Source organism: Pseudomonas sp. DR 5-09 (genome assembly GCF_001655595.1).
GTDB classification, from domain to species: domain Bacteria; phylum Pseudomonadota; class Gammaproteobacteria; order Pseudomonadales; family Pseudomonadaceae; genus Aquipseudomonas; species Aquipseudomonas pharyngis.
In genome coordinates this window covers 2,976,993-3,003,688 of the sequence record NZ_CP011566.1, presented here as the reverse complement: position 1 = coordinate 3,003,688, position 26,696 = coordinate 2,976,993, and the positions used below count along the sequence as shown (strand labels likewise).

Genomic DNA, 26,696 nt, shown 5'->3' with positions numbered 1-26,696 from the left:
CAGGCTAAACTCGGTTTCTGCCTTTTTTATCATGGGTGGTTTGTGCCATTCGCCTAATGCGGGAGTTTCTTGTATGACCGACGATATCGACCAGATCCTGATCGGAGCTCTGATGGAGGATTCGCGCCGCTCGCTCAAGGCCCTTTCGCAAATCAGCGGGTTGTCCTCGCCCAGCGTGGCCGAGCGCCTGCGGCGTCTGGAGGAGCGCGGTGTGCTTAAGGGTTACACCGTAGAGATTGACCCGAAATGCTTCGGTTATCAGTTGCAGGCGATTGTCCGGGTGCGGCCATTGCCGGGGCAGTTGCAGGAAGTGGAGCGGCAGATCCTTTCGATTCCCGAGTTCACCGAGTGTGACAAGGTCACCGGAGAAGATTGTTTTATCGCGCGCCTGCATGTGCGCTCGATGGAGCAGTTGGACACCCTGCTTGACCGGCTGAACACGCTGGCGGAAACCAATACCGCGATCGTCAAGAAGACCCCGGTGAAACGACGATTGCCGCCGATGGCGTGAGCGGCGTAGATTGTGTTTTTTCCGGCGAAGGATTGGCGGTATGAAAATTCAGGCAATGATGCTGGCGATGTTGATGCTGGCCGGGTGCGGGACGGTGCAGACCGTGGCGTTCAGCGATAAGTCTTCCACCGACCAGTTGAAGACTAAAAAATCCTACTGCGGCGCTGTACCGCGCATCTACAGTGGCGTGACGTACGATTTCTGCATGCTGCACGCCGAAAAGCCGGATGACGTCGATGCGTTCAACTACAAGAACGCGACGCCGGGTCTGCTGGTCGATGCAGCCGTGTCGGGAGTGCTCGATACGTTGCTGTTGCCCTACACGATTTACAAGCAACAGGCAGACGGCAGCATCGAGATCAATTGAGCGCCTGCTCGTATTTTCGCAGGCAACAAAAAACCCGCTTTCGCGGGTTTTCTGTTTATAGCGGTGCAGCGATCAGTCGTCGCGGCTCATGATGCCGAAGATCTGCAACAGGCTGACGAACAGGTTGTAGATCGATACATACAGGCTGATGGTCGCCATGATGTAGTTGCGCTCGCCGCCGTGGATGATGGCGCTGGTCTGGAACAGGATGCAAACCGAGGAGAACAGCACGAAACCTGCGCTGATCGCCAGTTGCAGGCCGCTGATCTGGAAGAACATGCTTGCCAGCGTCGCACCCAGCAGAACGAAGAAACCGGCGGTGATGAACCCACCGAGGAAGCTCATGTCCTTGCGGGTGATCAGCACGTAGGCCGACAGACCACCGAACACCAGTGCGGTCATCGCGAACGCGGAGCTGACCACTTCAGCGCCGCCCTGCATGCCCAGGTAACGGTTGAGGATCGGGCCGAGCAGGAACCCCATGAAACCGGTCAGGGCAAACGCCGACACCAGGCCCCAGGCGGAATCACGAAGCTTGTTGGTGAGGAAGAACAGCCCGTAGAAACCGATCAGCACCACGAAAATATTCGGATAGCCGACCCGCATCTGCTGGGCCACGAACGCCATCACACCGCTGAATGCGAGGGTGAGCGCCAGTAGACCGTAAGTGTTGCGCAGGACGCGGCTAACCTCTAGCTGCTCAGCCTGCACGCTGTTGTGAACTGCGTAATCCTGTTCGCGCATGGCGACACTCCTGTTGGTTTGAAACGTTCAGTCGCAAAGATCATAACAGACGCTCTGTAACAAGCCATGCACAGAGTTTGACAGTGTGTTTCATTCAGGTATTATGGCGCCCGCAACGCAACGGAGGTGTGGCCGAGTGGTTTAAGGCAACGGTCTTGAAAACCGTCGACTGTAACAGGTCCATGAGTTCGAATCCCATCGCCTCCGCCATATTTGATACGACAAAGCCCTGATTATTCAGGGCTTTGTCGTTTCTGGCGTTCTGAAAAATATGCGGTCATCGAGATGTGTTCCATAACTATTCTGGACGTGTTCCATAACTAGCAGCTTTTCACTCCCTTCTCCGGCGTCCTGCCGAACATAAAACACTCTTCATGTAACACGGTGCTACGCTGGGCTCTTTCACGGAGGAACCCGCGATGTCTAACTCTGATCTGCTCCCTTCCCTGCTCTACAAAATCAACGAGAACCAACTGGCCCTCGAAGCCGCCATCATGGAGCTCACCCTTTGGGTTGAGCAGCGCGGATTCGCCGAAGTCGGGGAAAACGTTCGCGTGTCACTGGGTGCAATCGATCGAAATGAGGAGTTCATCAAGATGACCTTGGCGCTGATGATGAGTCCAGAGTAACTCACCAGCTTGTGTAAACCATGCGACCACTTCGTCGATGCTAGTTATTCAAAGCCGCTTGCCTTACAGGTATTAAATACCTATACTTCTGAAAAAAGCGGGTGGTTCCCTATGCAGAGCAGCAGCAAAAATGTCGCTAAATTAGTAGACCACCCGAGGATGCTGACAAGACGCGTCAACGAGGTCGCAAGTGATCTAGAAAGGGTTGCTTACTCGCAAGATATAAATGACCTTGCAAGCGCACGAATCTTGTCAATGCCACAGATTTGGGATTGCTTAACGGAGGGGCAGGTAATGCACCATGGGCTGGAGATCAGTGATGACGAAGCTCGTGGAGTAATTTCCTTTCACTCCCATGAAGGGCTTGTAAAGGTCGTTTTTGCCTTAACCCAAGATGACTCTTGGATTGAGGTTCTGTCTGCATCAATTGAGGTGAAATGAAATGGACCAGTTCCATTATGTAGCTTGTGGTCTCTCCAACGTGTGGCTCGCGAATGGCTACACCGTAGGTGTCTCCAGTGATGGCAAGCCTGTTTTTCACATCGAAGACGTCAAAGGCTTGCACAAAGCTATCGCTTTTTCGCTGGTAGAAAAAAACACGCTCTTGAATGGCGATGAGTTTCGCTTTCTGAGAAGCGAAGTGAAGCTGACCAGAAAATCTCTGGCCGGTATCATCGGTTACTCAGAAGAGACAGTTAAAAAGTGGGAGTCTGGCGAAAACCCTATCCAAAAAATCGCGGACATGACGTTGAGAAGCCTTTATCTGGAAAGCCAGAACAAGGCCAGCACTGTTCGAGAACTTCTTGAAAAGATCAACCACCTAGAAAAAAAGGACACTGAATTGTTCTTCAAGGATGGTGGAAGCGGCTGGGAGCCTGAAAAAAAATGTGCGTAATGATGGAATAACTAAATAATCTAGCTGACCACGTCTCACCGTGGCCAGCTAGATGGTGGCAGGCTTGCGGCCTGCCAGGAAAGTACTCCACTCGCTTTCCGCAGATACGAACAGCTTGCAGAGGCATTCCGTAGCAGGTGCATATGCTAGTCCCGTTCGGCTGTTCTGTCCACCTAATGAGTAGTGGCCACAATCCCACGGAGATTAGGTCATGACCTATACCGACGAACGGGGCACGTTTATCCTGCGTTGGACGCGCCGCTTGAAAAGCGGCCAGATCCTTCGCGCGGTCGGCAAGCCTTTTAAGATCTACATCAGCCGAGTCTGATGCGCTCCACACCAGGATGGCCGAACGGCCATCCTGGCCTTTACCCCGCCCCTCCTACAGCTCGTCGCCTCACCCTCGCCGACCGTCCGCGCCTCGATTACTGTATATAAAAACAGTATTAAGCAAGGCACCTCCGTGGATCCCCTATATATAGAAGACACAGACGACTGGCTCGGCTGCCCGACGCCACTCGAAACCTGCCGGCAGCAGCTCAGGCTCTACGAAAATGAATTCGAGGAATTGAATCGGCAACTTCGCGAAGAGCGGGAGCGGATATTCAAGCTGGTGGAAATGAACACCGAGACCAGCAAAGACCGTGACTCTTTGCGGAAACAGTTGCTGGCAGCCCAGGCCGATGTGAATCGCCTTCAGTCTCAAACTACCGAGCTTTCGAGCCGGCTTCGCGTGTTCAACGATATCAAGCATCAGAACACGCACCTCTTCCACGAAAACCAGCGCCTTCTCAGGGAGGCGCAGGAGCGCGAGAGCTGATCGCCTTCACGTACGCCTGGCAAGCCTGCAGCGCGATCAGTCCCCGGTCGCCTTCATCGGTGATGGCGACAATTCGTTGAGCATGCGCTGGGTCAAGTCGGGCGCGTACGGCTGCATGATCCACGCCGCCGGCGCCGGAGGTGGCTGGCACACAGCAGCCTTGGGCAGCGTCGCCTGCGTCGATGAGGACTGACAGGCGCAGATCAGCAGTGGCAAGACGATCGCGCAGGCGATCCTGATCACGTTGGGCATCGTTCAGTGCTCGGTAACGGGTTTGTTCACTGGCCTTGAGCCGTTGCTCGAGCGCCAGCCTCTTGTCCTGCTCGGCCTGCTGCGCGGTGGCGGCAGCCTGGGTCAGTCGATTCAGGGTTTCGGTGTGCAACCGGGATTGCTCTGCCAACTGATTACCGTAGCGCCAGTCCTGGACCTGCCAAGCGCTACCGGCGCCGGCGAGCGCCAGCGCCAGCAAGCCGATCAGCCGCCACGGCACGGTCACGCCAGCACCTCCCGTGCCTTCTTCCAGAGCGCCAGGCGTTCCGCCAAGCCGTTCAGTCCGCCGTTGATTCGCCGAGTAATGGTGTTGAACTCTTCCCGATCGGCCAAATCATTCAGTCCCTTCTGTTTCCAGAACCACGCCGCCGACATCGCGGCATGCTGCGGCAGCTCGAGCAGTTCGGGATGGCTGATCAGGTCGAGCCCCAGCGCCTCGCCGCACTTGGCGTAGTTCGCCCGGCCGGTGATTTGGATCAGGCCGCGACCGCAATACTTGCGGCCATCGCCGGGCAAGGCATTGCCCAAGTCTTCGCGTCCCTCGTATCCGCGCTGCGCAGCGGTAGGCCCCCAGATTTCACGGACATAGTGCAGCTGGCCAGACTCATGGCCAATCTGCGCAATGAACGCGGCCGCGCGCTTGGGGCCGACGATCTGGTAATGCTGCATGGCGGTGCTCAGGGCGGAAACAAAAACGCCCGCTTGGCGGCGGGCGTTGGGCATGATGCTTTGCAGCTGTTGTTCAGTGATGGACATACAAACTCCAGACGTAAAAAAACCGCACTCAGGCGGCGATAGGATGCGGCTACTGCTTCTCGATGTTCACCACCTTGAGGGGTGGTTTCGGCCCTTTCTTTTTATTGCCCTTGGATTTACCTGCTTTGCCGGCATTGCATTCGACCGTGGTCGACCAGCCGGACTGGGTGAACACCTGCTCGACCGAATCCGCCAGGTATTCGCCATCAAGCCCCACCTTGAAACCCTGAGCGATGATGGGCCGCTCGGCGAAGATGTCCGTTCGGCCGGGCATTTCAAGCCGCACATCGGCGGTCGAGCGGTTGAACGCTGACAGACGGGCCTTGGCTGCCGCTTCAGCAGCGGTCTTGTTTGGGTAGATATGGCGGTCGGTATGCACTGCCGGCAGGCCATCCGGAGCGTCATCATTGTCGATGGTGACCACCGCGAGCTTACCGTTCTTCTTGTCCTGATGCTTGGTCGAGACCGCCTTGTGTGAGTTGCGATCACCGAGACTGAACTGCCAACGGCTGAGGTCGCGTCGAGTCAGGGTAATGGCGCCGAACGTCTTGCCGCTGGCTGTCTGGCCACCTTGGCGCGGCATCACCAACAACTTGCCGTCGGCCACCTTGGCCGTGCAGTCGTATTGCTTGGCCAACCGGGTGATGAAATTAAAATCGGACTCGTTGAGCTGGTCGACCCGGGCGACCTTGGTCGACACCGGGCAAACCGGCTGCCAGCCATTGCGCGCGGCGACGTCAGCCACGATCTTTGACAGCGGCACGTCTTCCCAGCTTCCGCTACGGATAGTCTTGCCACTGCCACGCATGTCGCTGGCCTTGCCCTTGATCACGATGGTATCCGGTGGGCCTGATACCTCGACCGTGTCCACGGTGTAACTGCCCATGCGCGCCAAGGTCGTTTCGGCATAACCCAGGTAGATCTCGATTGAGCTGCCGCGACGAGGCAATTGCACTTGCCCGTCACGGTCGTCGATACGCAGCTCAAACTCGTCGGACTCCATGCCTGGCTTGTCAGAAGTACGCAGCAACAACAGCCGATCATTGATCTTGGCCGTGACATCAGCCCCATCGGCGACGATTCGAAACATCGGAGTCATGGTTTTTTCCAATAAAAAGCCCGCACAAGGCGGGCCAGAAAACAAGGTGTCGTTACGCGTAACGCGACGCGGCGCCGGCGAAGGCATAGCGCCGGGTCAATCCCACAAGCTGACGCCCTCACTGGTCGGGCTGGGCAGATCCGGCAGGACGATAATCACGCCCGACCGGAACGGCTGAGGCTCATCGGCCAGCCCCTGATTGGCATCGAGCACCGCCTCGACGCTGCCATTCAGATGGCCGTAAACGTTGTTGCAAATGACATCGAGCATGTCGCCATCAGACGTCCTGCATGTCGTCGCCATAGCGCTCAAACTCCAGAGTGAAGCCCTGTTTGCGAGCAATCCCGCCGTGCAGCAGCGCGGACTGTTCCTCGTTGATGTTTTTCAGGCACCACGTTCCGATCACTTCGCCATAGCCGGTGGTCAGAGTCAGCGGTTGAAGCCTGGCCCCGATGGAACGCAGGGTGTCGAGCTGCTTCAATCCACCCTTGAAGCCTGGGTAGATCGTGCCCTTGAGCGTTAACTTTTCATCGCCCATACCGATGGCCTGCTTCGCCGGCCGGCGCGTCAACCGCTCCTGCGAAGCCCAACGGAACTCGGTCGAACGACTGAGCTCATCAAAGGCCGCCGTATCGAGGTTGAAGTAGTACGGCTCAATCTTCGGATCGCGCGGCTGAATGATCATCAGGTGCGGGAACGGCTTCACCGCCTCCGGCGCCGGCGTGGCCTCCCCGGCAAAAGAACTGGTGGGCACGATGTTGGCCAGCGACGGGCTGACCTTGCCGGCGACATTGTTGATTGCCGTGGCCGCCTTACCCGCCTGTTCCTTCAACGTGCCCAGCCGATCCTGCACTTCAGCCGCCGCCCGAGTGGCGCGGCCGTACACCGCCACCACCTGACCGACCTTGGCTTGAGCTGCGTCGACGCCGCGCATGACCCGCTGAAGCTTGGCCCCGATCGCCGGCCCAACAAACGGGATGTTTTCCAGCTCGGACGCGGCGCCGGTCAGTTCGCGGATCGCGCCGTTGACCGGGGTCAGCATGCCGTCAGCACTGCGCCGCCCGGTTTCCGCTGCCTCGACCAAATACTTCAGGCTCGATTGCATTTGCTCCATGTAAGCCATGAAACCTCCTTAGACATGGGGTTCGTCGTACAGCTTGGCAGCGTTACTCTTCGCCGCATCCGCCATCATTCGCTGCATGTGCGGCATCAGATCCTGCGCCAGAGCTTGCGGGTCCTTGACGTCGCCCTGCACCGTGACCGGCATGTTCAGCGAGTACTGAAACTGCTGGTCCACCTTGGCCGGCACCGGTTTTTCTGGCTCCTTGAGCTGGATCGCCGTCGCCGCCGATTTGAGCGGCACCGTCACCGCCATAGAGCGCGCGACATCCCCCAGCGCCGGTCCTTGCTGGCCCGCTGACGCCATCATGAGCGGCGTGGTTGGCACCGGTGCCTTTGCAGTCTGTTCGGGCTTTTCATCCTCGCCACCGAACAGCGATTTACCCAAGGATCCGCCCAGCGCCGCGCCGCCCTGACTGCCGAGGTAAGCACCAATCAGGCCACCAATAGCCGTGCCGATGATGGGCACCACCGAACCAATGGCGGCACCAGCTGCTGCACCGGCCATGGTGCCGGCCAGATTGCCGGCGGCCGCACCGTAGCCTTCGGCTTTTTCGTCCTTGGTCTTGGCGTTTTGAAAGGTTTCAAAAGCCATCGCACCGGACTCCAGCAGCGTGCCGCCAGGAATGACCTTAGCCGCCTTGCCGACCTTACCGACGGACTCTGCAACGACGCCGAGCTTTGACAGCGCCCCACTTGGAACGGCAGGGGCTGATGGCGTCGGGATCGAAACAGGTGGACGCGGAGCCGGAACAGATGGGCGTGAAACCGGAACAGGTGGACGAGGCACAGACGGGCGAGGCCCTCTCGAACTCGGCAACGACCGACGCCGAGCGCTGCGCCTTGACCCACGTCCACGTCGGCGCGATTCGCCCGACGCATCCACACCGCCACCCATAGCACCGGCATTGACGACGAAAACCTTTTTGACGCCGTCGTTACCTGCGCCAGTTTCAGTGCCAAGGCCGCCGCCCGTTGCCGCTTCCTTCACCCGCGAAACAACATCCAGGCCAGTCGCTACCAGATCAAGTTCTCCGGGCTTTTGATTGCCGGCGTCTCTTTCTCTACTGCCACCGCGCGAACCACGTGCAAGGTTAAGTAGCCCCTTGCTGATTTTGATCGTGCTGAAGATACCTTTTAAGGCGATCAGCCCCGCCCCGACCGTGGCGATACCGGCAACTACCCCTGGCGCGCTATCCGTCAGCGACGTAATGCCTTTAGTAACCTTGGTCAACGACTCGGCCACAGTGTCCGTCACCGGCCGCAGCGCATCACCGATGCTACGCATGGCGTCATCCATCGACTGGGCCATTTCCGCCCATTTCTGCGATGACGACTCACGCCGCTCGGCGAGGTTCTTGTCGAGGATCCCGGTCGCCTCACGCGAATCGTTTTTGAGCTGGCTGTACAGCGCCTTGTTCTGCATGTAGGCCGACAGTGCGGCCTTGACCTGCATGTCGGCGAACAGGTCACCGGTGCGCAACGATTCTTCCAGCGAAGCCATCATGGCCTTCGCCTTGTCCGGATCGGCTTCCTTGCTGATCTTTGACGTCGCTTCGGCCATGGCCGCCGCACGCTTCGGATCGGTCGCCTGAATGTATTTCTGAGCCAGCGCCATACTGGTCTCAAGCGTCGACATGCCGTTTTGCAAACCGGTCTGCATCGATCCTTTGTAGTCGATCCCGGCTTTTTCATAAGCCTTGACCGTATCGGTCGAACCGATTTTGCCCATCCAGTTTTTCAGGTTGTTGGCCGCTTCGTCCGAACTGCCGGCCTGCTTCATCTGCACCTGCAACATGGCGCCCAGTTGCGTCACCGCATCCAAGCCGGTAATGCCGTTGCTGGCCATGTTGGCCAGCAGTTCCGGGAACCACTTGGCCATGTCGGCCGCTTCAAAGCTGCCCGCCTGCCCTTGGTAGGCAATCGCCTCCAGCGCCTGCTGCATTTGCTTGGGGTCGGTGATCTTGGCGTTCTGCCCCAGGGCGTTGATCATCTTCGCCGTGTCGACGCCGCTGGATCCCTGCCCCACGACAAACTTGGCCGCGACAGGCGCGTATTCCAGCGCCTTGCTCAAGTCCATACCGGCGCCGACCAACTGATTGACCACGTCAGCCACATCGTTGCGCGCCATGCCGATATCGCGTGACGTGTCGATAATCTTGCGCGACATCTCCTGCTCTTGCGGCTTGTTGGCAATGCCGGCCTTGATCGCGATGTCTCGCACAATGGCGCCAAAATCAGCGCTGACCTTGGCCGGCACCGCCATGGCACCGACACCCACAACCGCAGCACCGACAGCGCCCTTCATGCCCTTTACGCCAGAATCGATCTGCTGATGCCCCTTGGCTTTCAGCTCGGCTTTGTTGGCCGTTTGCCCCATCGAGCGATAGGCTTTTTCCAGCTTGCCGACCTCGATCCCCTGCTTTTTCAAACTGTCCAGGTTCGAGTTCAAGCGGTTGAGTAATTTGGACGCACCGGACGCACCGGTGTCGTGAGCCTTCTTCCATTCTTCGCGCAGGCGGATGGTGTCGCCAATCGTGCGCTGCAGCACGCGCGCTTTGTTGCCTTCAGCCTCAAGGCGCTTGATGCGCCCGGTCACATCCTTGAACGCGGCGCCGACCGTGGAACTGACGGCACCGCCGATCACCAGCCCGAGGGCGAGTTTGTTTGCCATGTCGTGGCCCTCATGTGCCCAGCACTACCGATGGCGGCTCAATCCGTGAGCCACCACACCATATCCGCGAACGGCATCGACTGGATCTCAGCGGCGGAAAATCCGGTTTCCGCCGCCAGACGTTTCGCCGCCGACTTGATCACGCTGGGGTTAAAGCCCGTCGTCGTTGTCCATGCGAAAATAGCCGGCCTGCAAGCGGTTAAAATCCACCAGCTTCAGCCCCTCCAGATCCGCCACCGAAGCGCCGGACAGCGCCGCAAACAACACCAGCTCGCGCTGCTCATCGTCGCCACCCACCTCACGGTTGGCCGCTCGCACGTCGCCCACAGTCGGCGAACGCAAGGCCAGCTTGTCGACGGTCACGCCATTGATTTCACTCGGACACGACAGCGTCACCAGCACCTGATCGGTGGTTAGCGACAACCACGCCGGCATCGAGTCCGAATAATCGGTTTTCGGTACCAGGTGCGAATACGCCGTTTGCACGCGGCGATAATCCGTCAGCTTGAGGCCTTCCAGATCCTTCAGCCCGACTTCAGCCAGACCGGCGAACAACATCAGCTCGCGCTGTTCGTCGTCACCATTGGCGGCGCGATCGGCCGCGCGTACCGCACGCACGGTCGGGGCACGCAGGGTCAACGCCTCGACGTCGACGCTATTGGCTTGGCTTGGGCGGGTCAGGGTTACGACGGCACCGATTGCACTGAGCGACAGCCAGGCAGGCAGGGTTTTAGCGATTACTTGAGTCATCTGGATCTATTCCTTACATGCCGAGCGCGTTGCGCACTTCGAGCAGTTGGTCTTTGCCGTCGATCACCTGAATGCCGGCGACCATGTCGATTTCGTACATCAGGCGCCCGTCAATTTCGAGCTTGTAGTACGTGACCGAAACGGCGTGTTTGATCTCGGCCGCATCACCGGCTTTCCAGTCGCCCATGTCGACCTCTTTGAGGCGACCGCGCAGAGTGGCAACGACCGCTGTTACCGCACCCTTCTGGCCCTTGAAGGCACCTCGAAACGTGGCGTTGAACGCCGTGCCGTCGGCCAGGCCGAAGTACTTCAGCGACTCGCGGCGCACGCCCTTGGTGACAAACGAGGCTTCCATTTTCTCAAGCCCCTGATCCATATCGATGGGGCCGGCCATGCCGCCGCCACGATATTCGTCAGTCTTGGTGGTCAGCTTGGGCAGCGTGAGGCTAGGCACATCGCCGGAGAAGTTCACGCCGTCGACGAACAGGTTGGTGTTGTACAAAGTCTGAGGAATCATTTGCTACGCCCCCTTAGGCTGCTTCAAGCACTTCGGTCATCCACTGATCGGTGACTTCGAAAAGGAAATTCGGGTTCTCTGCTGGCGGCACATCGGTGAAACGGATGCGCCAATACACCTTGCCCTGGGCGATCTGGCTGGCCGTGTTCAGTTCGGTGTCGGCGAACACTTCAAAGTTGATGATCGCGCCCTGGGCTTTCAGGTCGCGCAGGAATGCATCCAGACCGTTGGTGACATCGGCCACATAGGTCTTGGTGATCGAGCGGTCGACCGCCCATTTGTGCCCGGCCTGCACAGCGTCCATGAGGATGAACAGCGTGCGAACGCGAGTAACAAAGGCCCACTTCGGATCGCTCGACAGCGTGCGGTTACCCCACAGGCGATAACCGTCATCTCGAATGATCGTGGTGATATTGGCGTTGTTGAGCAGGTTGGCCCGGCAGGTCTCGTCGCCGTCCAGGTACTCGACCGCGCGGCCGGTGCCGGTGATGCCGGTCAGCTCCTTGTTCGATGGCGAGGCCCAGAAACCGTATTCAGCATCCGTCCACGCAAACAGGCCTGCAGCCCAAGCCGAGCCGGGCGCGTCGACCGTAGCGCTGGTGACGGTGTCCCAATACTTGACGCCCGGGTCGACCATGAACAGGTTGCGACTGCCGAAGTTATCGGCGTAGGCCATGGCAGCCTCGTCTGTAGTACCCGGCCCGTCGATGATGCCGATGGCACGCAGTTTCTGCGCCACGCTGTCGATGGCCGTGGCCACCGCCTGAGTCGCCGTGTGGCCCGGTGCGATCAGCAATCGCGGTTGGGCGTTGAACAGGCTTTTGCCGTCGAGCAACGCCTGTAGGCCGGTACGCTGACCCGAGGCCAGCACGCCGCCGATGATCGCCGAGGTTTGCAGCGCGGCGTCTTCCAGTTTGGGCACGCCGATAGCGACGATCACGGCCTTGGCTTTGACGTAGATCGCCTGACAGGCCTTGGTGATGGCCGAGTCGGCACCGAACGCGGCAATGGCTTCGCGCTCGGTGGTGATCAACTTCAGTTCGCCGGCCTTGGCCGTACCGCCGCCGAGTTGGCCCGGGGTAAAGGTGTCGCACAGGCCGATAATCGACGACGACGGCAGCGAGATGGTGCGCGCGCCGGTCTCCACCACCGTAGTCGTGATGCCGTGAAATAAACCACTCATAAGGGTCAGTCTCCAGAAACGAAAAAGCCCCGCATAAGCGAGGCTGTGAGGGTGTGCGTGTTACGCGTAACGGAAAAGAAAACGCCCCGTCAGTGCGGGGCGTCTATTGGACTTGCTCGATCAACCAGGGCGGCGCGATCGGCCGATGCTCGGCGAGCGGGAATTGCGAGCCTTGCGGCCAGTCGCGCAACTGCCGGCGGTAGGCCTGCAACTCCGCGTACTGCTCGGCAGTGAGATAGGTGGAGCCGCCCTCTTCCAGCTCGTCGCGATGCCGAGCCACCAAAGCATCGGTCACTGACAACTGGACATCGCGCCAAGCTCGCTCGACCTCAGCGAGGTATTCCACCGATGGCGGTTCCGGAGAAACTAGGCATGGATAACCATGTTTATCTGACGAAATGATCATTCCACGCGAGTTGCCAAGCAAAAGCTCGGCATAAAGATCATCATTAATTACCACTGCATCATCAGGAATAACGAGATTGATGTCAGGATCATAGAAACCGCATGTGGTTGGACTAAACAACATGATCATTCTCCTATGGCGATGTAGTGGAAGTTGCCGGTCGTCCCTGTCCAAGAAGACCCGCTCCAGTTCATTGATCGAATTGTGGCGCCCAATAGGGTTTTAGCGCCCGCGCCGTAAACCGTGAAGTTCGACGGGCTCCAGCCACCCCCGGCGGATTCCGTAACCAGAATCTGATGGCAAGCCGTAGGGAATGCGACAGGAAATGACACTGTGCCAGTTCCGTTAACCGTCGTCCCCGTGCCCCTTTGAATCACTGTCCCACTCGGCAGCTTCTGATAGCCCTGAACGCCCACGCCAGCAGCGAACCCGCCGCCATGCTTCAGAAACCTTGCGCCGTTACTGGCCACGACTTTCCAGACCACTCCAGTGGAGACAACAGTCAGCGTTTCACCCACCGCCATGACGTAAGGCGCCGCAGTGTCGGCCAGCCCTTCAAATACAAGCGCATCGCTACCCGATGTCGTTACTGCAAACGACGCCATCGCTGTCGATGAGTGGGAGATAACGAACATCGATCCCGGAGCTACCGAGCTGAGCAAAGGCAATCCGACATTGACGGCCCCTGAACCGACGTTCGACGAGACATAACTGCCGACCTGAGCCGCCGTTAGCACTGTATTGGCAGACACGTAAACGAAACCCTTGCAATTACCAAGCGCCCGCTTCACAAACTCCGTGGTAGCCAGAGCCTTGGAATCATCAAATTGCGGCCGAGTCGAAAAGCTTGGCCCGGCCATGACCCCCGCAAAAGGTAGCGCCGCAGTGCCGCCGATCAGCCGCCACTGGTCCTGCAGGCGGATGAATCCGGCCGTGTCGCCCAGGGCCAACACGAGAGGCCCGGCAACACCGGTCGAGGTGTACACCACGTCAGTTCCCGAACCCACGACTTTCAGCCCGCCCGAGCCGGCGCTGGCCAGCGTGATCGTGGCCCCCTGCGCCACGCCCGCCGTTGGCGGCAAGGTCGCCGTGAGCTGCGCAGCGGCGGAGAAACTGTGCAGGCCGCCGACGTGCGCCGCCGAAAGCACCAAGCTCGCGTCGTTGGTTGTGAACCCCGAATACTCGATACCGCGCCGCTTTAGAAACTCAGTCGTCGCCAACGACTTGCTGCTATCGAACTGCGCCGGCGTGGGGGCCGTGGGATTGCCGATAAACGTCGGCGAGAACAGCCGGGCGAAACCGTCCGTGATGTTCTTGAACGTCAGCGCGGTGGTGCCCACGACAATCGGGCCATCCGTCACCAGTTGCCAGATCGTGTCGGCCTGAGTAGCGCCGACCTCGACCGCTACCGTCAGGTTCGGCGTCACCTTGGTGCTGTTATCCGCATCCTTGGCCCGCACCCACGCACCCACCGCCACCACATACGGGCCGTTGTCCTTGGCCGCTATTTGGTCTTTCACCAGCACCCGGTCGCCGGCGTTCAGCGAAACCCCGTCCACCACCTGCAAACCGACCAAATTGATATTGGCCGTGGTGGCAGCGCGCACCGACTGCTTGATGTCGAGCTTGCTCAATTCCTCGAGAATCTGCGCAAGCACCCACTCACGGGTCGCCAGCACCACCGCCGGGTCAATCTTGAGCGTGATGTTGCCCGTACTGCTGACCACGAAGTTCATCCGCACCACTTGCGTGCGGCCGGAGCCTTGCGACAGCAGCGGCTTGAAGCTCGGCGCACAGTTGGCCACCGCCACTAGATCCCCGTCAGCGTCGTAGAGGCCGATTTCGCGGATCCACTTACCGCCCTCGTCGGCCGGAATGATTTGCTCGGCGATGATCACCGCCGGGTTGACCGGGTCAACGCGAAGCTGATTCAGCGGCTTGCGGCGCCATTCGTTAAGCAGCTTGGTCTGAGTGGCCGCCGGCACTGGATTGGGCGGGTCGGCCAACCCTCCCGGGTTCGCATCGCCAACCCCCATTTCCGTGATCTTCCAGGCAATGCCGAGCGCGTCGGCGTTCGCCTGTTTGGCCATCCCCACGTTCGTGAGGATCGCGAAAAACTGCGAATTCGCATCAATCATAATAAACGTCCAGGGTGTCTATGGTGTGTTCGCGGCCGACCACGCCAATGCTGCCGGTGACCTCAATGTCACGCATGACGGGCGGGTAAACATCGATTTCGTCGCCGTCGTAGAGGGACACGGCAATGTCTAAATTGCCTTGGGTTTCGAGGCTAATCGCAAGCCGGGTCAGTTGCCGGGTGACGGGTTTGGCATCGTCAATCAGACGTTCCAGCTCCTGGTACATCTCCTCGGTGATACCCGTGTCGAGAACGCCAACCTTCAGCGCGAAGGTACCCGGCACACCCTCGGGCACCGTCTGGAACCACTCGACGATCTCGATCAAGTAGCCCAGTGGCTCAACCACGCGACGCAGAGCGCCGATGGTGCCCTTGTGCTTGTGGATGTAGTACGACGCCTTGATGGCCGCGCGCTTGGTAGCTTCGCTCCAACGGTAATCCCAGCGATCCACCGACCACGCCCATGCCAGGTGCGGTAGCAGATGAACCGGGCAGGTATCGGCGTTGTAGAGGTCGCGCAGTGGAACAATCGTCTTTTCGAAGAACGCAGCCTCCATGGCCCGTTCCAGTTGTGTGCTGTTGAGCGGCAGAAGGCTTTTCATATCAGCTCGCCAGCCTCACGTTGTAGCGTGTACAGAACGCCGCTTGCGCCTTGGTTGGGGCCAGATCCTGCCATCCGACCAACTCAACCCGGGCAACGCCGGCAACGTGCAACTGGGCGTCAACAGCGGAGCGGGCGACCTCGACGCCCAGCCGCTTGCGTGGATTGATCCAAGCTGCCAAGCGGCTTTTGGCCTCGGCCAGACTGGCATCCGCTTCGGGGCCGGCGCTGGCCATGTGCAAAATGGCGTCGATCTCGTAACGGATCACCTGCGCGCTCTGCACCGTCACCCGATCACCAACCGGCCGCACGTCCTCGTCATTCAGCGCAGCCGCCACCGTCGCCAGCAGTTCCGGCGGTGCTTCGCCTTCCCCGTCCAATCCCAGCACTGTGACCGTGACGTAACAGGGCTTCGGGCTTTCGGCCGTGGCGTCTGCTACCAGTCCAGAGGCGTTACGCGCATGCAGGATGTAGCTGTTACGCGGGCCGGCCGTGGTCAAACCCTCATAGGCCAACTGGATGCGTTCGCGAAACGGGTCGTCGTCTTCCATGACCGTGGGTAACGACGGCACCGCCAGCAGATCCTCGGCCTGAATGACCAGGCGCGTCAGATTGACGTTGGCCCCCAAGTGATCGAGGTCGCCGCGAATGGCATGCGCCAGTAACAGCGCCTTGCCGGCGTCATTGACCCGGGCGCGGTTACCGACCTTGTTGTAAGCCCCGACCTCAAGCACTTTGACCACTGGATCGCTTTCCAGCGCGGCCGTCCAGTTCCCGCCCATGTACCCGCGAAACACGCTCAGCCCGTCCTGGTAAACCTCTTCAAAGTCCAGAGGCTCCAGCACGGTCGGCGCCGGAAGCGACGACAGATCTACGGTACTCATGCGGCCACCTCCAACGTGACGCTGTCGCCTATGAACTTCCCGACGATTTGCAAATTGATTTGCCCACCAATGACGGAAATGACCCGCACCTGATCCAACTTCAAACGCGGCTCCCAGCGCTCCAGAGCGCGGGCAACCTCAGCCTGTACAGCGCTTTTCCAGCCTTCGTTGATGGGCAAATCGACAAACCGCCGTAGCTTGCTGCCGTATTCCATACGGTGCCGGCGACTACCCAGCGGCGTGCTCAAGATATCGGCAATGGATTGGCGCAGGTGCTCGATGCCGGATATGGGTAGGCCGGTGTGGCGATCCATTCCGATCATCGATGTCACTCCTTGAACGGCTCGTATTCGTCGCTGGCTTTCAGGAACTTGACCGCTTCAATGTCGGAGGCCGGCACCACGACCGTCGCCTTGTCGACGGGATAGGAACGGCCAGTGGCGGGGACGATCAATAGTCGCGACGTGTAGAGCTTGTCGCGGAATTTCAAGAACTCGGGCGATGAGAACGTTAAGGATGCAATTGCCGGTTCCGAGGACGCTTGCACCTCAGTGAGGGTCGTATCGATCTTGGCCATGTATTTCTCCAGGCATGAAAAAGCCCGCACTGGGCGGGCTGTGGTGATTGAATTAATGCGTGTGGTGGTTGCTGTTGCCGGTGGCGTCGATGATTGCTCCGGCGCTGGTGATGCCCTTGGTGACATGCAACGCGCCGTCGATCATCACCGCCGCCTTCAGGTTGATGTTGCCGGTGGTCACGCTCACGGCGGCATCGGTTACAACCGCTTCCGTGCTGGCCACTTTGATGCTGACCGTACCGCTCGGCAGGGTGATGGCGTAGCTCTTGGCCTGCCAGTCGTAGATCAACGAGCCGCCATCATCAAAACGCCAGACCTCGACATGGTCGCGGTTGTCTGGCGGGGGTCCGGCATTGCCATACAGGCCCGGCACAAACGTGCCTTGTGACACGTCACCGCTGGGACTGATCAAACTGCCCTGCTCGCCCAAAGACGGCGCCCGCCAGTGCCTGGCCTTGCCGGCGGCGATGCTGTGCCAGCGCACCCAAGCGCTGACCCAATCACTGCCATCCGACACGCGACACACCGGCGGCGATGCCGTCAGATCCACCGCGACCACATAGCAAGCCTTGACCACCCCGGCGAGCATGCGGTCGTGCTGGGCACTCGCATAGCCACTCACACATCCTCCGCAGGGACAAAGTCCTCTTTGGCGTCGTGGTTGAATCCAATGAGCAACATGCCCGGCGGTTCGTCTGGCCACGGCCATTCTTCAAGGCCGAGATAAACCTGCTGCGTCCACTCCACCAGCCACACGGTGTATCCATCCAGGTGCGGCTGCGTCCAGTCCTGCAACGATTGCACAAACTCGGCGGGTTCAACTGGCAACCCCCACGTCTGCGCACGCAGCAGCACCGCCAACTGGGTCGCCAACTGCACGGCCTGTTGATGATGGTGCGGCTTGATCGGGTCAACGATGATTCGCGCCTCGAACTTGCAGACCAGCGAGGTTTCGCCGGTACCGATATCGGTACCCGGCTCAATCTCGGCCACTTCCAGAAACACCGCCGGCAGCGACACGCGATCCTTAATGTCTGGCCAAGCGGTGACGGTCTGCACGCCCGGCAAGTGGGTACGCAGATGCTGTTCTACCGCCAGATAAAGCTGGTCCAGGCTGAACGGTTCGTCAGACATTGCCGATCCTCTTGAGGTATTTCTGCAGCTCAAAGTTGAGTTCTTGTTTGAGAATCGCCAACAGGATCTCGTCTGCCTTTTTGACCCAGCTGTCGAAATGCGGCCGGGCTTGCTCAAGCGACACCTTGGCTTTGGACAGCGGGAAACGACTACCGTTTTCAGCGACCCAACCCGAACTCGGCCCGCGACCGGGTGACACCGTGCTGTCCGGGTAGTCGTCCGCGTTGAAATGCTTGCTGGCCGTGCGGATCCAGATGTCGGGCTTGTTGCCGTAGACCTTCTTGAGAAAGGCACCTTCGTAACGCCGCCCCGCCACCGACACACCACTGCCGGTCTGCCGCGCCCGGCCGATCCGGCTGGATTCGATGGTGTTCAACCCGAACCACAGTTTGCCGCTCGCGGCCGCCCCGGAAACTGGATAGCTGCGCAACCGCTGACGCACCGCCGCTACGGCAATGCGCTCTGACCGGCTGACGGCTCGGGCGATGTGCGTGCGCAACCTACCCAACGTCTTGTTGATCGCGCGCCGATGCGCCGCCGCAGCCGCTTTCGGCACCACCTTGGCAAAGTCCTGAAACGCCTGAAAGTCTGCGGCCGAGGACTGGATGGAGATCATCCCGCCCCCGGCCGAGGGTTTGAAATAGCTGCCGACGCTCATGGCCGTAACCTCAGAATCAGGGCGACCAGCCCGTCACCGCTCGGTTCGAGCTGGATCAGGTCGTAGTCACCGCCGCCGTCCAAGGCAGGCAGGTCAACGCTGACCCGCATTCCCTGTTCCAGACCATGCGAATCGCTGACGCGGATCTCGAAGCGAGGCTCACGCAACCCGGTGTTGAGCTTGCCGAACTTGGGTTGCAGCCAGGGCGCGGCGAACATGCCGAACACTGGTTCGTCGCGACCCTCGATCCGCGCGGTATCGCCCAGCGTTTCGAACACCACCGCGTCGACCTCGGCGATCAGATCGCGAAAGCCCACGGTCAGAGTTCCAGCAGGATCTGGGCACGCGGTCGAGTGCACAGGTGCAGTGGGTTGGACTGCGCTTCACCGGCCATGCCTTTGTTGAAGGGCAGCGGCTCGATCATGCTGTAGTACGGAATGCCCTGAGTGTTGACCGTTTCCATGTAGTCGGCCGGTGCAAACACCGAGATGTACAGATCGGGCACGCCTTCGGGAACCAGCAGCGCCTTATCGTCGTGGACGAAAGACACGCCGGCCACCTTGCCACGGTAGCGCTCCCAGATGATGCCGCCGAACTCGAAGCTTTCCCGGGCGTCGCCACGCAGCGCTGCCGCTTGCTGACTGTTGAGGTAGGTCTCTTTGACCGACTTGTGAACAATCAGCTTGTTCCAGAAGTTCTTGCCGCAGAAAGCGCGCGAACCGGTACTGGTCACGCTGCCCAGCGCATCCTCCTGCATGTCCAGCGCCTCACCGCACTTGACCCGCAGCTCGGTACCGGCTTCAGTCAGCCCCATGGACATCTTCTGACGTTGCACACCGAAGCGCTCATACAAGTCCAGCAGCACCGTCGAACCATCAGCGTCGAGGATCTGACCGTTGAGTGCGCCCATGCGCTGGAATTCGTGGGTGGCGTCCAACTGACGACGCGCCTTAGCCAGCCGCGCATTGACCACGTCCTGCACCGCCTGCAGCTCAGTGCGAGTGCCGAAGGCGCGGATGCCTTGGATCTCATCCGCCTTGATGGTGAAACGCTCCGGCAGGTGCACGGTGTTGAACGGGATCAGGTTGCGCTTGCTCGCAGCAACCACCAGGCCAGAACCACCGCGCTCACCGGCCGGCACCAGTGCCAGGGTGTCACCGTCCTTTTCAATCTGCACGGTCAGGGTGGTAATGCCTTCCTCGCGGAACAGGCCCAGGGCGCTGATGCGGCCCGGCAGGTAGGGTTGATCATTGAGTGCAGCGGTCAGCGAGGTAACGGTAAACGCTTCGTCTTCAAAAATGGCGATATCGGCCATGGGTACTCTCCAGAAACGAAAAATCCCGCACGCGGCGGGATGCATATAAAGAAGGAAACGTCTTAGCGGACGATCAGGAAATGAGCCGCCAGATCTTTTTCGGCTTCAGGATCCAGCCCTGTCAGGTGCGCTTCGCTGACCTCAGCCATGCGTGCCACCGCGCGACCACGGCGCACGATGTCCGACTCACCCAACGGCCCGTAAAGGATCGCGACAGCAGATTGGGTGCCGTCTTCGGCGGCCGGATCATACGGCGCAAACTCGCCCGTGGCCGTCACCAGCCCGAGGACTTGGCCCGAATTCAGTGCCGGGCCAGCGGCGACATTGATCGTTTCCCGCGAAATGTTTCCGGCGCCTTCGGACAGCAGGAATTCACCTGCGTGAATCGGTTCCCGTTTGATGTTCATGCTCATGCTCCTTTCGCGCCGCGCGCGGTTCCAGTTTGAGCCGCTTGGCGAGCAGCCCAAATCGAGTTGGGGTCAGGTTGTTTGGCCAGCACCTTGGGCGCCAGGTCGTACGCCAGCGGCAGACTGTTGTCGATTTCAAAGCCCTTACCGCTGGTGACAATCTTGTCGAACAGACGCGCCCGCACCGCCGGCGCATCCAGACCTGCCGCGACATACTCGGTGCTGAATTCCGGCAGCCGCGCGGCCACGCAGAGGTCGTTAATCGCCTTGGCGCGTTCCAGACCCGCCAAAACGATCTCTTCACTTTCAAGCTGGGTGGACTTGAGCAGCGGTTCGATCAGGTTGCTGATGCCCGCCGCCGTGCAGCGCTGAGTGACCATCAATGCCAACTTGGCCGAGGCCACAACGGGCGGCACCGGCGGCGGATCGACAGGATCAAGATCCGGATCCGGCTCGGGTGCCTCGTCGAGCTGGGCCAGCAAATCAGCCGGTGCGTTCTGGAATCGTTGCAGCACCGCGCCTTGACCGAGGCACGCTTTGACTTTGATGCCGTCGCCGACTTCATCAGCCAGACCGAGGGCCAATGCTTCATTGGCAGTCAGCCAGGTTTCTGCATTAACCATTCGCCGCAGTTCCGCGTCGTCGATGTTGGGCGCCTTGGCCTTATAGGCTGCAATGATCGCCTCCAAGGTTTGATCCAGCACATCAGCGACCCGGCGAAAGTCCTCAGCGTCCCCGCCTGTATAGGTGTAGGGGTTATGAATCATCAGCATGGCGTTCGCCGCGATGACTACGCGGTGTGCACCGCACACGGCCACACTGGCCGCACTGGCGGCCAGTGCATCGATCCGGCCGGTGCAGCGCTCGCCCAGCCGCGACAGCGCGTTGTGCATGGCCAGACCATCGAACAGATCGCCACCGATGCTGTTGAACGCGGCGACTACCGGCGACACACCGTCATCCAGGGCGCGCAGATCCTGCACGAACTGATTGGCAGTGATACCCCACGCGCCGATCTCGCCATAAACGAAGACTTCGATCACTCGATCGGCCGCTTCGCCGCTGGCATTAACGGCATACCAGGTCTTGTCCTTTACCTCGACGCGTTTGCCGGCGCGGTTGTAAATACGCGGTTTCGCGCTCTTGCTCATGGTTGCTCCTTGTCGTCGGTGTCTTCGACGGCATCCAGGGTGTTGTAGTTGATGCCCAATGCGGTGGCCCGCGCCAGATCGGCGGCGTTTTCCAGATCGACCGTTTCGGCGTCGTAGCCGGTACGCAAGACCATCTCGCTGCGCGACGAAAAACCGGCTCTCACCTCCATCGCTCGCGCTTGCACGTCCTGCACCGGCTGGATGTAGGCCCAGCCTTGCGGTACCCAGCGAGTGCGCAGGTACTGGCGGCGCTTCTGTGCGTAATCGTCCAGCACCAGAACACCCGACAGCACCGCCATGTCCATCCACGCGGCCCGCACCGGACGGCAAAGTTGATGGACGTACACGCTGAATTGGAGTTGTTCCAGGCGGCGCCGAAACTCGTTGAGTACAACCCGCAGCGCTCGGTCGTTGATTCCGCGCATGTCGCCGGTGAGGATCTCGTAAGGCGTACCGCTACCCGCCGCTGCAGCCATCAACTGCTGACGCATGAAGTCCGGGTAGTTGTTGCCCGCATCCGGCGGTTTGGAAAATTCCACCTCTTCGCCCGGACCGAGTTCCTGCATGGTGCCAGGTTCGAGCGCAACCATGGGCGTGAAGCCGTCGCGGTCCAGATCCAATAACGCGCCAGTGACCGGATCGCGTGGAGCCGGACCCGCGTCCGGCGGCGGGCGCGTGATGAAACCGGCGAACAGGTTGGCCACCTCCTGACGGAACAGCACCGCGTCGTCGTAGTTGTCCAGACTGCGTAGACGTTTCAGAACCGGCGACAATCGCGGCACACCGCGCAACTGGCCAGGTTCGACCGGTTCGAAGATGTGCAGCACCTGCGCGGCCGGGACGCGCACTAGCTGGTTGTAGCCGGCGTTCAATGAAGCCGCATCACGCGGGTGCGACAGGTACATCCAATACGCTACCCGCTTGCCGCCGGGCGTGAACTCGATGCCGGCTCGGATGACGTTGCCGTTCTTGGTGCTCTCGAATTTGTCGTGCGGCACGAACTCCGGCGCCAGAATCTGCAACTGCAGCGGAACCGCCAAGCCTTCGTCCCGACTGCGAGGACGCAAGCGAACAAAGCATTCACCCGATGTTTCCACCGTGCGCGCCACCAGCGCCTGCTGGCCGTAAAAGTCGGTACGGTCATCCGCATCAGATTCATCAACCCAATCGCTCCACAACTCCTGCAGCAGCTTGCGCAGGGCATCATCATCGGTCGCTGGCCGAGGGGTGATGCCGGTGCCGATCAGGTTGCTGACGCGCTTGTCGATGACGTTGAAGGCATACGGGTCATTGCGAACCGCTGCCCGGGAGCGCGACCGCAAATTGCGCAGTGCCGGGGTGTTGATGCTGTTGATCCCGTTGTCGGGAGCGTCCCAGTTAGCGGATCGGCGGCCTTCACCAGCGCCTTCGTAACTGGCCTTGATGTTGGACGGCAGCACAAAGCCGTTACGGGTCAACGTCGGAAAATGTCGGGCCATTAAAGTCCCTTGCCCCCGTGATAAAGGCGGACCACGCGCGAACGTGGCCCGGCGTCGCGTGCCAGCGATGAGCGTATTTCCGCGCGCGCCGCGAGCAGTTCATCGACCGTGCGGTATTCCACGGTACGGTCGGTGTAGCGCACAGTTTTCTCACCGCGAGCAATGGCCGCCTCAACCGCGTCGAGGTGCTTTTTCGTAAATGACATATCAGCGTCTCTTCAGGTAGCCACTGGTGGAGCTGCGGCGTTGTGGGTGGGCCGTTGTCGGACGTGGTTTCACGGCGGGTTGCGGCGCCTGTGGTCCTGCCGGTGTTTCGACTGGCCGGCTGAGCCGCTCGCTCTGAACGGGTTGGCCACTATCGCCCGAAGCCGACTGGATGACCGCCTGCCGAATCCGCGCCCAATCGTGATCTTGGTAGCGATTGATGCCGAGGTAATGGGCCATGGCCAGGTTGTAAACCAACAGGTCGAGCGCTTCGTTGCGCTCGGACTTGCCCTTGGTCCATTCAATGCGTTTATGCCCCCTGACGTAACGGGTAACTTTGCGCTCAGCCACACACTGGGCGAAAAAGTCATCCGGCAGGTCGTTGGCAAAGTGCAGCGCTCCCGGGCCGGTGTCGAATGCATAGCGGTTGTAGATCCAGTCCTTCGCCGTGTCGGTACCGACAATCCATAGCTCGGCGCCATGCCGTTCAGTCAGTCCCTTCCATGTCACGTCGACCATCGAAGGTCGCTGCGCGATCACCGGCCGGCCCCGCTTGCTCCCCCCCTTGATGGCGAACACGCTGCGCCAGCGGCGCATACGACAGAACTGATAGACCTCATCCGTATGGTTACCACCGGAGTCGACCGCAGTCGCCATGATCATCAGCTCAGCACCACAAGGGTGTCGGTAACGGGCCTTGAGTAACTCATCCAGCGCCACCCAAGTGCGCTCATCGGCAGGGTCGCCGGAGATCACTTGAAAGTCGACCACCCAGCGCTCCATGCCAGCACCCCAACCCATCACCATCAGTTCCAGGCGGTTGGCTTGGGTGTCAACAGAAGCGGTCAGCATCAATACGCCGTCGGGCATTGAGCCAAGCCCGTAGCTTTCCAGTCGCGCCCGATCCATCAGCACACCGGCTGAGGTTTGCTCCTGAGCGCTATCCCAGACCTTGGCCAGACGGGTGTTGTAAAACACCTGCATCGGCTCCAGATCACCTTTGGCCTGAGCCTTTTTAGCCTTCTCGAATTGCTTGGCCAACGAGGCCCAACCGGTCCAGCCGGGCGGCGAGTACAACGCATTCAAGTTAAAACCAATAGTTTCGCCATCGCCCTGGGTGTGTGCTCGCCACTCCCCTTTCGCCAGCATTTCGCCCTTATAGCGCTCCTCGATCAGTACGTCGCAGTCGGGGCCGGCACACTGGTAATGCACAACCTGAAAATCCGCCGAGTAATGCAAACGCTCCCACTCCAGAACCTGCATGTGTTCACAGGTTGGGCACGGTACGTAGTAGTAACGCTGATCGCTGACCTCAAACAGATCAGCGATCCGGGACGCCCCCCTGACCGTCGGCGAACTGGAAAAGTAAAATTTTGCGTTACGGCCGAACGTACTGCCGCGAGTCTCGGCCAGTTCGACCGGGTCGCCCTCTTCGCCCACGTCGACACTCCAGCGATCAACCTCGTCGCCGTAGATGTAGCGTGCGGAAAGCTCCGCCAGGTTGGCCGCAGAACCGGCCGTGGTGATGTACAGCGAACCACCCTCGAACTCCTTCGTGTCCATGGTGTTGCGCGCATCTCGCGAGCGGTTGGACGCCACGCGCTCACGCAGCACCGGCGTCGCCTTGATGGTTTTACCAATCCGCGACGATACCCGCTTGGCCAACCCCAGACTGGGCAACAACGTGAGGATGTTGGACGGTGCCATATGGATCAGCCCGCCGATCCAGTTCAAGGCGATCTGCGTTTTCATCAACTGCGAGGCCACCATGGTCACCACGCGCTTGCACGGGTGGGCAGGTGACAGACAGCGCATCGGCTCACGCGCATAAGGGGTGCGCGAAGTGTGGTATTGACCAGGCTCGGCCGCACCCGTGTCGCGCGGAATGCGCATGTACTCGTCGGCCCACTGATCAATCCAGACATCTGGCTCTGGTCGCTGCCCACGGAAATACGCTTCGCGGTACACCGTCGCACCGTTCGACATTTCTAAGGACATAGGTTTAGCTCGGGGTAATGGCTTGTTGTAGATCTGCTGCTGACAGCCGCTCAGCATCTTCCAGTGTTTGTCGTAAAGCCGACGTCAGACGCTTTTCGATTTGCCATGGATCAGACAGCGAGGCCAGCTCAGGCGCGAGCTGCGGAGCCATTCCAAGCAAAAGATCGCGCAGTAAGCGACCGGCGTTATAGGCCGCATCTTCGACCGCTTTGCGCTCTACCAAGGTGCCTTGGGCTTTAAGGAAGTTGTTTTTTTCCTGAAGCGACAGGTAGTGCTCACGAAGCGCGCGTGACTTTTGAAAGTCGGGTACCTCACCAGAGGGGTCATCTACAAAGTCTGCGATGACTATTTCCAGAGGTGGCTGATCATCCCGTTTCGGACGATTGCGTTCATGTCGAGCGGCGACGCCGGCCTTGCTCGGGTCGCTCGTCATGGCCAGAAGCCGCTCGCTGGCCTCTACATCAATCTTCCCGGCAGCATTTAGAACCAGTCGTTGACTCTTGACCAGCTTGCCAACGTACTGCCGAGACCACCCCTTCAGCTCGCAGTACTCCTTGCGAGTTACAAAAGCCATGCGGCCTCCATCGTCGTGGCTTGTTAAGCCTGTCAACTAACCCGGCTTAGTTGACAGGCCTTCCGACCATTGCGCCGGGGCTGCTGTTTAAGAAAATGAACAGGCATGAAAACGCCTACAGCCCAATAGAACCGGGGGGACTCCACTAAAAAACACTGTTTGGGTCATGCGAACGCTGTCGCTGAAAACACAGAATTCCTTGTCAACCTGTCAACCGCTGTCAACTAACTTTCCAGCCCTGTGGCTAACGCTTTCCCGCGGGTTTCCGACCCCGTACCCTTCCGATAATCCCAGGGTCCCCGGCGATGTCAGCTCCAGGTCGGGTCAGGTCTCACCTATGACCCTCGCCATCACTCGGCCCCGTATCGGCTAGTCTCCTTGGAACGTTTGATTGTCAGTGGCTTACTCATCGACTTGAACGCCTGCCTTCTTTGCTAAGAACTGGGTGTACAAACCACCGGCAACATCGGCACCAATCACCGCAATGACGATGCCCAATCCGGCAGCGACGTAGAGGTTGTTCCAGAGCGCCATCGCTAGCAGTAGCGTTGCCATGCCCAGCAGACCTGAAGCAAGAAAACGTAAAGCTACTCGCTGCAAGATCTGCCGTAACCCGAGATCGCTGCCGGAGGCCCTCAACATCTCACCCGACAGGCCGGCCATGCTCAGCAATATCAAAAGCCAAAGCGGTACATCCGCAAGAGCTTGTTGCTCCGTGCTCATTTTTTTCCCTCAAATAGATTCGACCTCCATATCACTGTCATCCGCTTGGGAGCAAAGAGCCAGGCATGAGGGCGAAAACGAAAAAGCCCCGCTCAATGGCAGGGCTTGTAAGTGG

33 protein-coding genes, 1 tRNA gene and 2 pseudogenes are annotated in these 26,696 nt (G+C 59.8%); 7 read left to right on the top strand and 29 right to left on the bottom strand.

Features of this window, described 5'->3' with window-relative positions; genetic code table 11:
• The first annotated feature begins 73 nt into the window (after positions 1-73).
• Positions 74-511 (top strand): Lrp/AsnC family transcriptional regulator, encoded by a 438-nt coding sequence (locus tag PDR5_RS13465; RefSeq protein ID WP_064596210.1) that lies wholly within the window; start codon positions 74-76, stop codon positions 509-511.
• Positions 512-551: 40 nt separating this feature from the next.
• Entirely contained in the window at positions 552-878 is a 327-nt protein-coding gene (locus tag PDR5_RS13460) for a YceK/YidQ family lipoprotein (RefSeq protein WP_064596208.1), read from the top strand.
• Between the two features lie 72 nt (positions 879-950).
• On the opposite strand, the gene PDR5_RS13455 is transcribed toward PDR5_RS13460, so the two are convergent.
• Positions 951-1,622 carry a Bax inhibitor-1/YccA family protein gene (locus PDR5_RS13455; RefSeq protein WP_007955123.1) on the bottom strand — a complete coding sequence of 224 codons (672 nt, stop codon included), beginning with the start codon at positions 1,620-1,622 and terminating at the stop codon, positions 951-953.
• A gap of 122 nt (positions 1,623-1,744) precedes the next feature.
• Between PDR5_RS13455 and PDR5_RS13450 the strand changes: the two genes are divergently transcribed.
• The 5 genes from PDR5_RS13450 to PDR5_RS13430 all read left to right on the top strand — a co-directional run bounded on the left by PDR5_RS13450 (position 1,745) and on the right by PDR5_RS13430 (position 3,966).
• Positions 1,745-1,832: transfer RNA gene (locus PDR5_RS13450), tRNA-Ser, on the top strand.
• A 209-nt stretch (positions 1,833-2,041) separates the two neighbouring features.
• Positions 2,042-2,251: a hypothetical protein gene (locus PDR5_RS13445; protein WP_064596206.1), complete on the top strand. Its 210-nt coding sequence runs from the start codon at positions 2,042-2,044 to the stop codon at positions 2,249-2,251.
• 111 nt (positions 2,252-2,362) lie between these two features.
• Entirely contained in the window at positions 2,363-2,692 is a 330-nt protein-coding gene (locus PDR5_RS13440) for a hypothetical protein (protein WP_064596205.1), read from the top strand.
• 1 nt (position 2,693) lies between these two features.
• Complete coding sequence (locus PDR5_RS13435; protein ID WP_064596204.1) at positions 2,694-3,146, top strand: transcriptional regulator; 453 nt, start codon at positions 2,694-2,696, stop codon at positions 3,144-3,146.
• Between the two features lie 463 nt (positions 3,147-3,609).
• Positions 3,610-3,966 carry a hypothetical protein gene (locus PDR5_RS13430; protein ID WP_064596202.1) on the top strand — a complete coding sequence of 119 codons (357 nt, stop codon included), beginning with the start codon at positions 3,610-3,612 and terminating at the stop codon, positions 3,964-3,966.
• Here the strand turns inward: PDR5_RS13430 and PDR5_RS13425 are convergent.
• The 28 genes and pseudogenes from PDR5_RS13425 to PDR5_RS13295 form a co-directional block, all read right to left on the bottom strand.
• Positions 3,938-4,462 (bottom strand): lysis system i-spanin subunit Rz, encoded by a 525-nt coding sequence (locus PDR5_RS13425; protein WP_064596200.1) that lies wholly within the window; start codon positions 4,460-4,462, stop codon positions 3,938-3,940. The genes PDR5_RS13430 and PDR5_RS13425 overlap by 29 nt on opposite strands.
• Positions 4,459-4,992: a glycoside hydrolase family 19 protein gene (locus tag PDR5_RS13420; RefSeq protein ID WP_064596198.1), complete on the bottom strand. Its 534-nt coding sequence runs from the start codon at positions 4,990-4,992 to the stop codon at positions 4,459-4,461. The genes PDR5_RS13425 and PDR5_RS13420 overlap by 4 nt, the downstream gene beginning before the upstream one ends.
• Positions 4,993-5,041: 49 nt before the next feature.
• On the bottom strand, positions 5,042-6,091 hold the full coding sequence (locus PDR5_RS13415) for a phage late control D family protein (protein ID WP_064596197.1): 1,050 nt from the start codon (positions 6,089-6,091) through the stop codon (positions 5,042-5,044).
• A 96-nt stretch (positions 6,092-6,187) separates the two neighbouring features.
• Positions 6,188-6,394: a tail protein X gene (locus PDR5_RS13410; protein ID WP_064596196.1), complete on the bottom strand. Its 207-nt coding sequence runs from the start codon at positions 6,392-6,394 to the stop codon at positions 6,188-6,190.
• Positions 6,369-7,214, bottom strand: coding sequence for a phage tail protein (locus PDR5_RS13405; protein WP_064596195.1), 846 nt, complete (start codon positions 7,212-7,214; stop codon positions 6,369-6,371). The genes PDR5_RS13410 and PDR5_RS13405 overlap by 26 nt, the downstream gene beginning before the upstream one ends.
• Positions 7,215-7,223: 9 nt before the next feature.
• Positions 7,224-9,884 carry a phage tail tape measure protein gene (locus PDR5_RS13400; protein ID WP_064596194.1) on the bottom strand — a complete coding sequence of 887 codons (2,661 nt, stop codon included), beginning with the start codon at positions 9,882-9,884 and terminating at the stop codon, positions 7,224-7,226.
• 150 nt (positions 9,885-10,034) lie between these two features.
• Positions 10,035-10,268 (bottom strand): annotated as a pseudogene (locus tag PDR5_RS30165) (phage tail assembly protein); the annotation flags it as partial.
• A gap of 75 nt (positions 10,269-10,343) precedes the next feature.
• Positions 10,344-10,634, bottom strand: a pseudogene (locus PDR5_RS30160) (phage tail assembly protein); the annotation flags it as partial.
• Between the two features lie 13 nt (positions 10,635-10,647).
• The gene (locus PDR5_RS13390) at positions 10,648-11,151 is read right to left on the bottom strand and encodes a phage major tail tube protein (RefSeq protein WP_064596192.1); all 504 of its coding nucleotides are present in this window, start codon (positions 11,149-11,151) and stop codon (positions 10,648-10,650) included.
• 13 nt (positions 11,152-11,164) lie between these two features.
• A complete protein-coding gene (locus PDR5_RS13385) occupies positions 11,165-12,334 on the bottom strand; it encodes a phage tail sheath subtilisin-like domain-containing protein (protein ID WP_064596190.1) in 1,170 nt (389 codons plus the stop codon).
• A gap of 103 nt (positions 12,335-12,437) precedes the next feature.
• Positions 12,438-12,863, bottom strand: coding sequence for a phage tail assembly chaperone (locus PDR5_RS13380; RefSeq protein WP_156669330.1), 426 nt, complete (start codon positions 12,861-12,863; stop codon positions 12,438-12,440).
• A 2-nt stretch (positions 12,864-12,865) separates the two neighbouring features.
• The gene (locus PDR5_RS29300; RefSeq protein WP_082934406.1) at positions 12,866-14,878 is read right to left on the bottom strand and encodes a phage tail protein; all 2,013 of its coding nucleotides are present in this window, start codon (positions 14,876-14,878) and stop codon (positions 12,866-12,868) included.
• The gene (locus tag PDR5_RS13370) at positions 14,871-15,479 is read right to left on the bottom strand and encodes a phage tail protein I (protein ID WP_064596186.1); all 609 of its coding nucleotides are present in this window, start codon (positions 15,477-15,479) and stop codon (positions 14,871-14,873) included. Before PDR5_RS13370 ends, PDR5_RS29300 begins: the two co-directional genes overlap by 8 nt.
• 1 nt (position 15,480) lies before the next feature.
• A complete protein-coding gene (locus PDR5_RS13365) occupies positions 15,481-16,362 on the bottom strand; it encodes a baseplate assembly protein (RefSeq protein WP_064596184.1) in 882 nt (293 codons plus the stop codon).
• Positions 16,359-16,685 (bottom strand): GPW/gp25 family protein, encoded by a 327-nt coding sequence (locus PDR5_RS13360; protein WP_064596181.1) that lies wholly within the window; start codon positions 16,683-16,685, stop codon positions 16,359-16,361. Before PDR5_RS13360 ends, PDR5_RS13365 begins: the two co-directional genes overlap by 4 nt.
• 5 nt (positions 16,686-16,690) lie before the next feature.
• On the bottom strand, positions 16,691-16,939 hold the full coding sequence (locus PDR5_RS13355) for a hypothetical protein (RefSeq protein ID WP_064596180.1): 249 nt from the start codon (positions 16,937-16,939) through the stop codon (positions 16,691-16,693).
• Between the two features lie 52 nt (positions 16,940-16,991).
• The gene (locus PDR5_RS13350) at positions 16,992-17,528 is read right to left on the bottom strand and encodes a phage baseplate assembly protein V (RefSeq protein WP_064600795.1); all 537 of its coding nucleotides are present in this window, start codon (positions 17,526-17,528) and stop codon (positions 16,992-16,994) included.
• 29 nt (positions 17,529-17,557) lie between these two features.
• A complete protein-coding gene (locus PDR5_RS13345; protein WP_064596178.1) occupies positions 17,558-18,073 on the bottom strand; it encodes a hypothetical protein in 516 nt (171 codons plus the stop codon).
• Positions 18,066-18,731, bottom strand: coding sequence for a hypothetical protein (locus PDR5_RS13340; protein ID WP_064596176.1), 666 nt, complete (start codon positions 18,729-18,731; stop codon positions 18,066-18,068). Before PDR5_RS13340 ends, PDR5_RS13345 begins: the two co-directional genes overlap by 8 nt.
• Entirely contained in the window at positions 18,728-19,048 is a 321-nt protein-coding gene (locus PDR5_RS13335) for a head-tail joining protein (protein ID WP_064596174.1), read from the bottom strand. Before PDR5_RS13335 ends, PDR5_RS13340 begins: the two co-directional genes overlap by 4 nt.
• Positions 19,049-19,050: 2 nt before the next feature.
• Positions 19,051-20,046, bottom strand: coding sequence for a major capsid protein (locus tag PDR5_RS13330; protein WP_064596172.1), 996 nt, complete (start codon positions 20,044-20,046; stop codon positions 19,051-19,053).
• A gap of 62 nt (positions 20,047-20,108) precedes the next feature.
• Positions 20,109-20,453, bottom strand: coding sequence for a head decoration protein (locus tag PDR5_RS13325; protein WP_064596168.1), 345 nt, complete (start codon positions 20,451-20,453; stop codon positions 20,109-20,111).
• Positions 20,454-20,455: 2 nt separating this feature from the next.
• Complete coding sequence (locus PDR5_RS13320) at positions 20,456-21,604, bottom strand: head maturation protease, ClpP-related (protein WP_064596161.1); 1,149 nt, start codon at positions 21,602-21,604, stop codon at positions 20,456-20,458.
• Entirely contained in the window at positions 21,601-23,082 is a 1,482-nt protein-coding gene (locus tag PDR5_RS13315; RefSeq protein WP_064596159.1) for a phage portal protein, read from the bottom strand. The genes PDR5_RS13320 and PDR5_RS13315 overlap by 4 nt, the downstream gene beginning before the upstream one ends.
• Positions 23,082-23,288 (bottom strand): phage head-tail joining protein, encoded by a 207-nt coding sequence (locus tag PDR5_RS13310; RefSeq protein ID WP_064596156.1) that lies wholly within the window; start codon positions 23,286-23,288, stop codon positions 23,082-23,084. The genes PDR5_RS13315 and PDR5_RS13310 overlap by 1 nt, the downstream gene beginning before the upstream one ends.
• Before the next feature lies 1 nt (position 23,289).
• Complete coding sequence (locus PDR5_RS13305; protein WP_064596154.1) at positions 23,290-25,284, bottom strand: phage terminase large subunit family protein; 1,995 nt, start codon at positions 25,282-25,284, stop codon at positions 23,290-23,292.
• A 4-nt stretch (positions 25,285-25,288) separates the two neighbouring features.
• Positions 25,289-25,858, bottom strand: coding sequence for a hypothetical protein (locus tag PDR5_RS13300; protein ID WP_064596152.1), 570 nt, complete (start codon positions 25,856-25,858; stop codon positions 25,289-25,291).
• A gap of 402 nt (positions 25,859-26,260) precedes the next feature.
• Positions 26,261-26,581, bottom strand: coding sequence for a phage holin family protein (locus tag PDR5_RS13295; protein WP_064596150.1), 321 nt, complete (start codon positions 26,579-26,581; stop codon positions 26,261-26,263).
• Between the last annotated feature and the right edge of the window lie 115 nt (positions 26,582-26,696).

Bases quoted from the DNA above. Each gene is read 5' to 3' on its own strand.
- PDR5_RS13415 (WP_064596197.1), bottom strand. From the start codon at position 6,091: ATGACTCCGATGTTTCGAATCGTCGCCGATGGGGCTGATGTCACGGCC.
- PDR5_RS13460 (WP_064596208.1), top strand. From the start codon at position 552: ATGAAAATTCAGGCAATGATGCTGGCGATGTTGATGCTGGCCGGGTGC.
- PDR5_RS13325 (WP_064596168.1), bottom strand. From the start codon at position 20,453: ATGAACATCAAACGGGAACCGATTCACGCAGGTGAATTCCTGCTGTCC.
- PDR5_RS13365 (WP_064596184.1), bottom strand. From the start codon at position 16,362: ATGAGTACCGTAGATCTGTCGTCGCTTCCGGCGCCGACCGTGCTGGAG.
- PDR5_RS13400 (WP_064596194.1), bottom strand. From the start codon at position 9,884: ATGGCAAACAAACTCGCCCTCGGGCTGGTGATCGGCGGTGCCGTCAGT.
- PDR5_RS13345 (WP_064596178.1), bottom strand. From the start codon at position 18,073: ATGTCTGACGAACCGTTCAGCCTGGACCAGCTTTATCTGGCGGTAGAA.
- PDR5_RS13390 (WP_064596192.1), bottom strand. From the start codon at position 11,151: ATGATTCCTCAGACTTTGTACAACACCAACCTGTTCGTCGACGGCGTG.
- PDR5_RS13350 (WP_064600795.1), bottom strand. From the start codon at position 17,528: ATGCTCGCCGGGGTGGTCAAGGCTTGCTATGTGGTCGCGGTGGATCTG.
- PDR5_RS13405 (WP_064596195.1), bottom strand. From the start codon at position 7,214: ATGGCTTACATGGAGCAAATGCAATCGAGCCTGAAGTATTTGGTCGAG.
- PDR5_RS13360 (WP_064596181.1), bottom strand. From the start codon at position 16,685: ATGATCGGAATGGATCGCCACACCGGCCTACCCATATCCGGCATCGAG.
- PDR5_RS13315 (WP_064596159.1), bottom strand. From the start codon at position 23,082: ATGGCCCGACATTTTCCGACGTTGACCCGTAACGGCTTTGTGCTGCCG.
- PDR5_RS13410 (WP_064596196.1), bottom strand. From the start codon at position 6,394: ATGGCGACGACATGCAGGACGTCTGATGGCGACATGCTCGATGTCATT.
- PDR5_RS13300 (WP_064596152.1), bottom strand. From the start codon at position 25,858: ATGGCTTTTGTAACTCGCAAGGAGTACTGCGAGCTGAAGGGGTGGTCT.
- PDR5_RS29300 (WP_082934406.1), bottom strand. From the start codon at position 14,878: ATGATTGATGCGAATTCGCAGTTTTTCGCGATCCTCACGAACGTGGGG.
- PDR5_RS13435 (WP_064596204.1), top strand. From the start codon at position 2,694: ATGGACCAGTTCCATTATGTAGCTTGTGGTCTCTCCAACGTGTGGCTC.
- PDR5_RS13310 (WP_064596156.1), bottom strand. From the start codon at position 23,288: ATGTCATTTACGAAAAAGCACCTCGACGCGGTTGAGGCGGCCATTGCT.
- PDR5_RS13295 (WP_064596150.1), bottom strand. From the start codon at position 26,581: ATGAGCACGGAGCAACAAGCTCTTGCGGATGTACCGCTTTGGCTTTTG.
- PDR5_RS13340 (WP_064596176.1), bottom strand. From the start codon at position 18,731: ATGAGCGTCGGCAGCTATTTCAAACCCTCGGCCGGGGGCGGGATGATC.
- PDR5_RS13465 (WP_064596210.1), top strand. From the start codon at position 74: ATGACCGACGATATCGACCAGATCCTGATCGGAGCTCTGATGGAGGAT.
- PDR5_RS13380 (WP_156669330.1), bottom strand. From the start codon at position 12,863: ATGTTGTTTAGTCCAACCACATGCGGTTTCTATGATCCTGACATCAAT.
- PDR5_RS13320 (WP_064596161.1), bottom strand. From the start codon at position 21,604: ATGAGCAAGAGCGCGAAACCGCGTATTTACAACCGCGCCGGCAAACGC.
- PDR5_RS13445 (WP_064596206.1), top strand. From the start codon at position 2,042: ATGTCTAACTCTGATCTGCTCCCTTCCCTGCTCTACAAAATCAACGAG.
- PDR5_RS13305 (WP_064596154.1), bottom strand. From the start codon at position 25,284: ATGTCCTTAGAAATGTCGAACGGTGCGACGGTGTACCGCGAAGCGTAT.
- PDR5_RS13330 (WP_064596172.1), bottom strand. From the start codon at position 20,046: ATGGCCGATATCGCCATTTTTGAAGACGAAGCGTTTACCGTTACCTCG.
- PDR5_RS13385 (WP_064596190.1), bottom strand. From the start codon at position 12,334: ATGAGTGGTTTATTTCACGGCATCACGACTACGGTGGTGGAGACCGGC.
- PDR5_RS13370 (WP_064596186.1), bottom strand. From the start codon at position 15,479: ATGAAAAGCCTTCTGCCGCTCAACAGCACACAACTGGAACGGGCCATG.
- PDR5_RS13455 (WP_007955123.1), bottom strand. From the start codon at position 1,622: ATGCGCGAACAGGATTACGCAGTTCACAACAGCGTGCAGGCTGAGCAG.
- PDR5_RS13420 (WP_064596198.1), bottom strand. From the start codon at position 4,992: ATGTCCATCACTGAACAACAGCTGCAAAGCATCATGCCCAACGCCCGC.
- PDR5_RS13355 (WP_064596180.1), bottom strand. From the start codon at position 16,939: ATGGCCAAGATCGATACGACCCTCACTGAGGTGCAAGCGTCCTCGGAA.
- PDR5_RS13440 (WP_064596205.1), top strand. From the start codon at position 2,363: ATGCAGAGCAGCAGCAAAAATGTCGCTAAATTAGTAGACCACCCGAGG.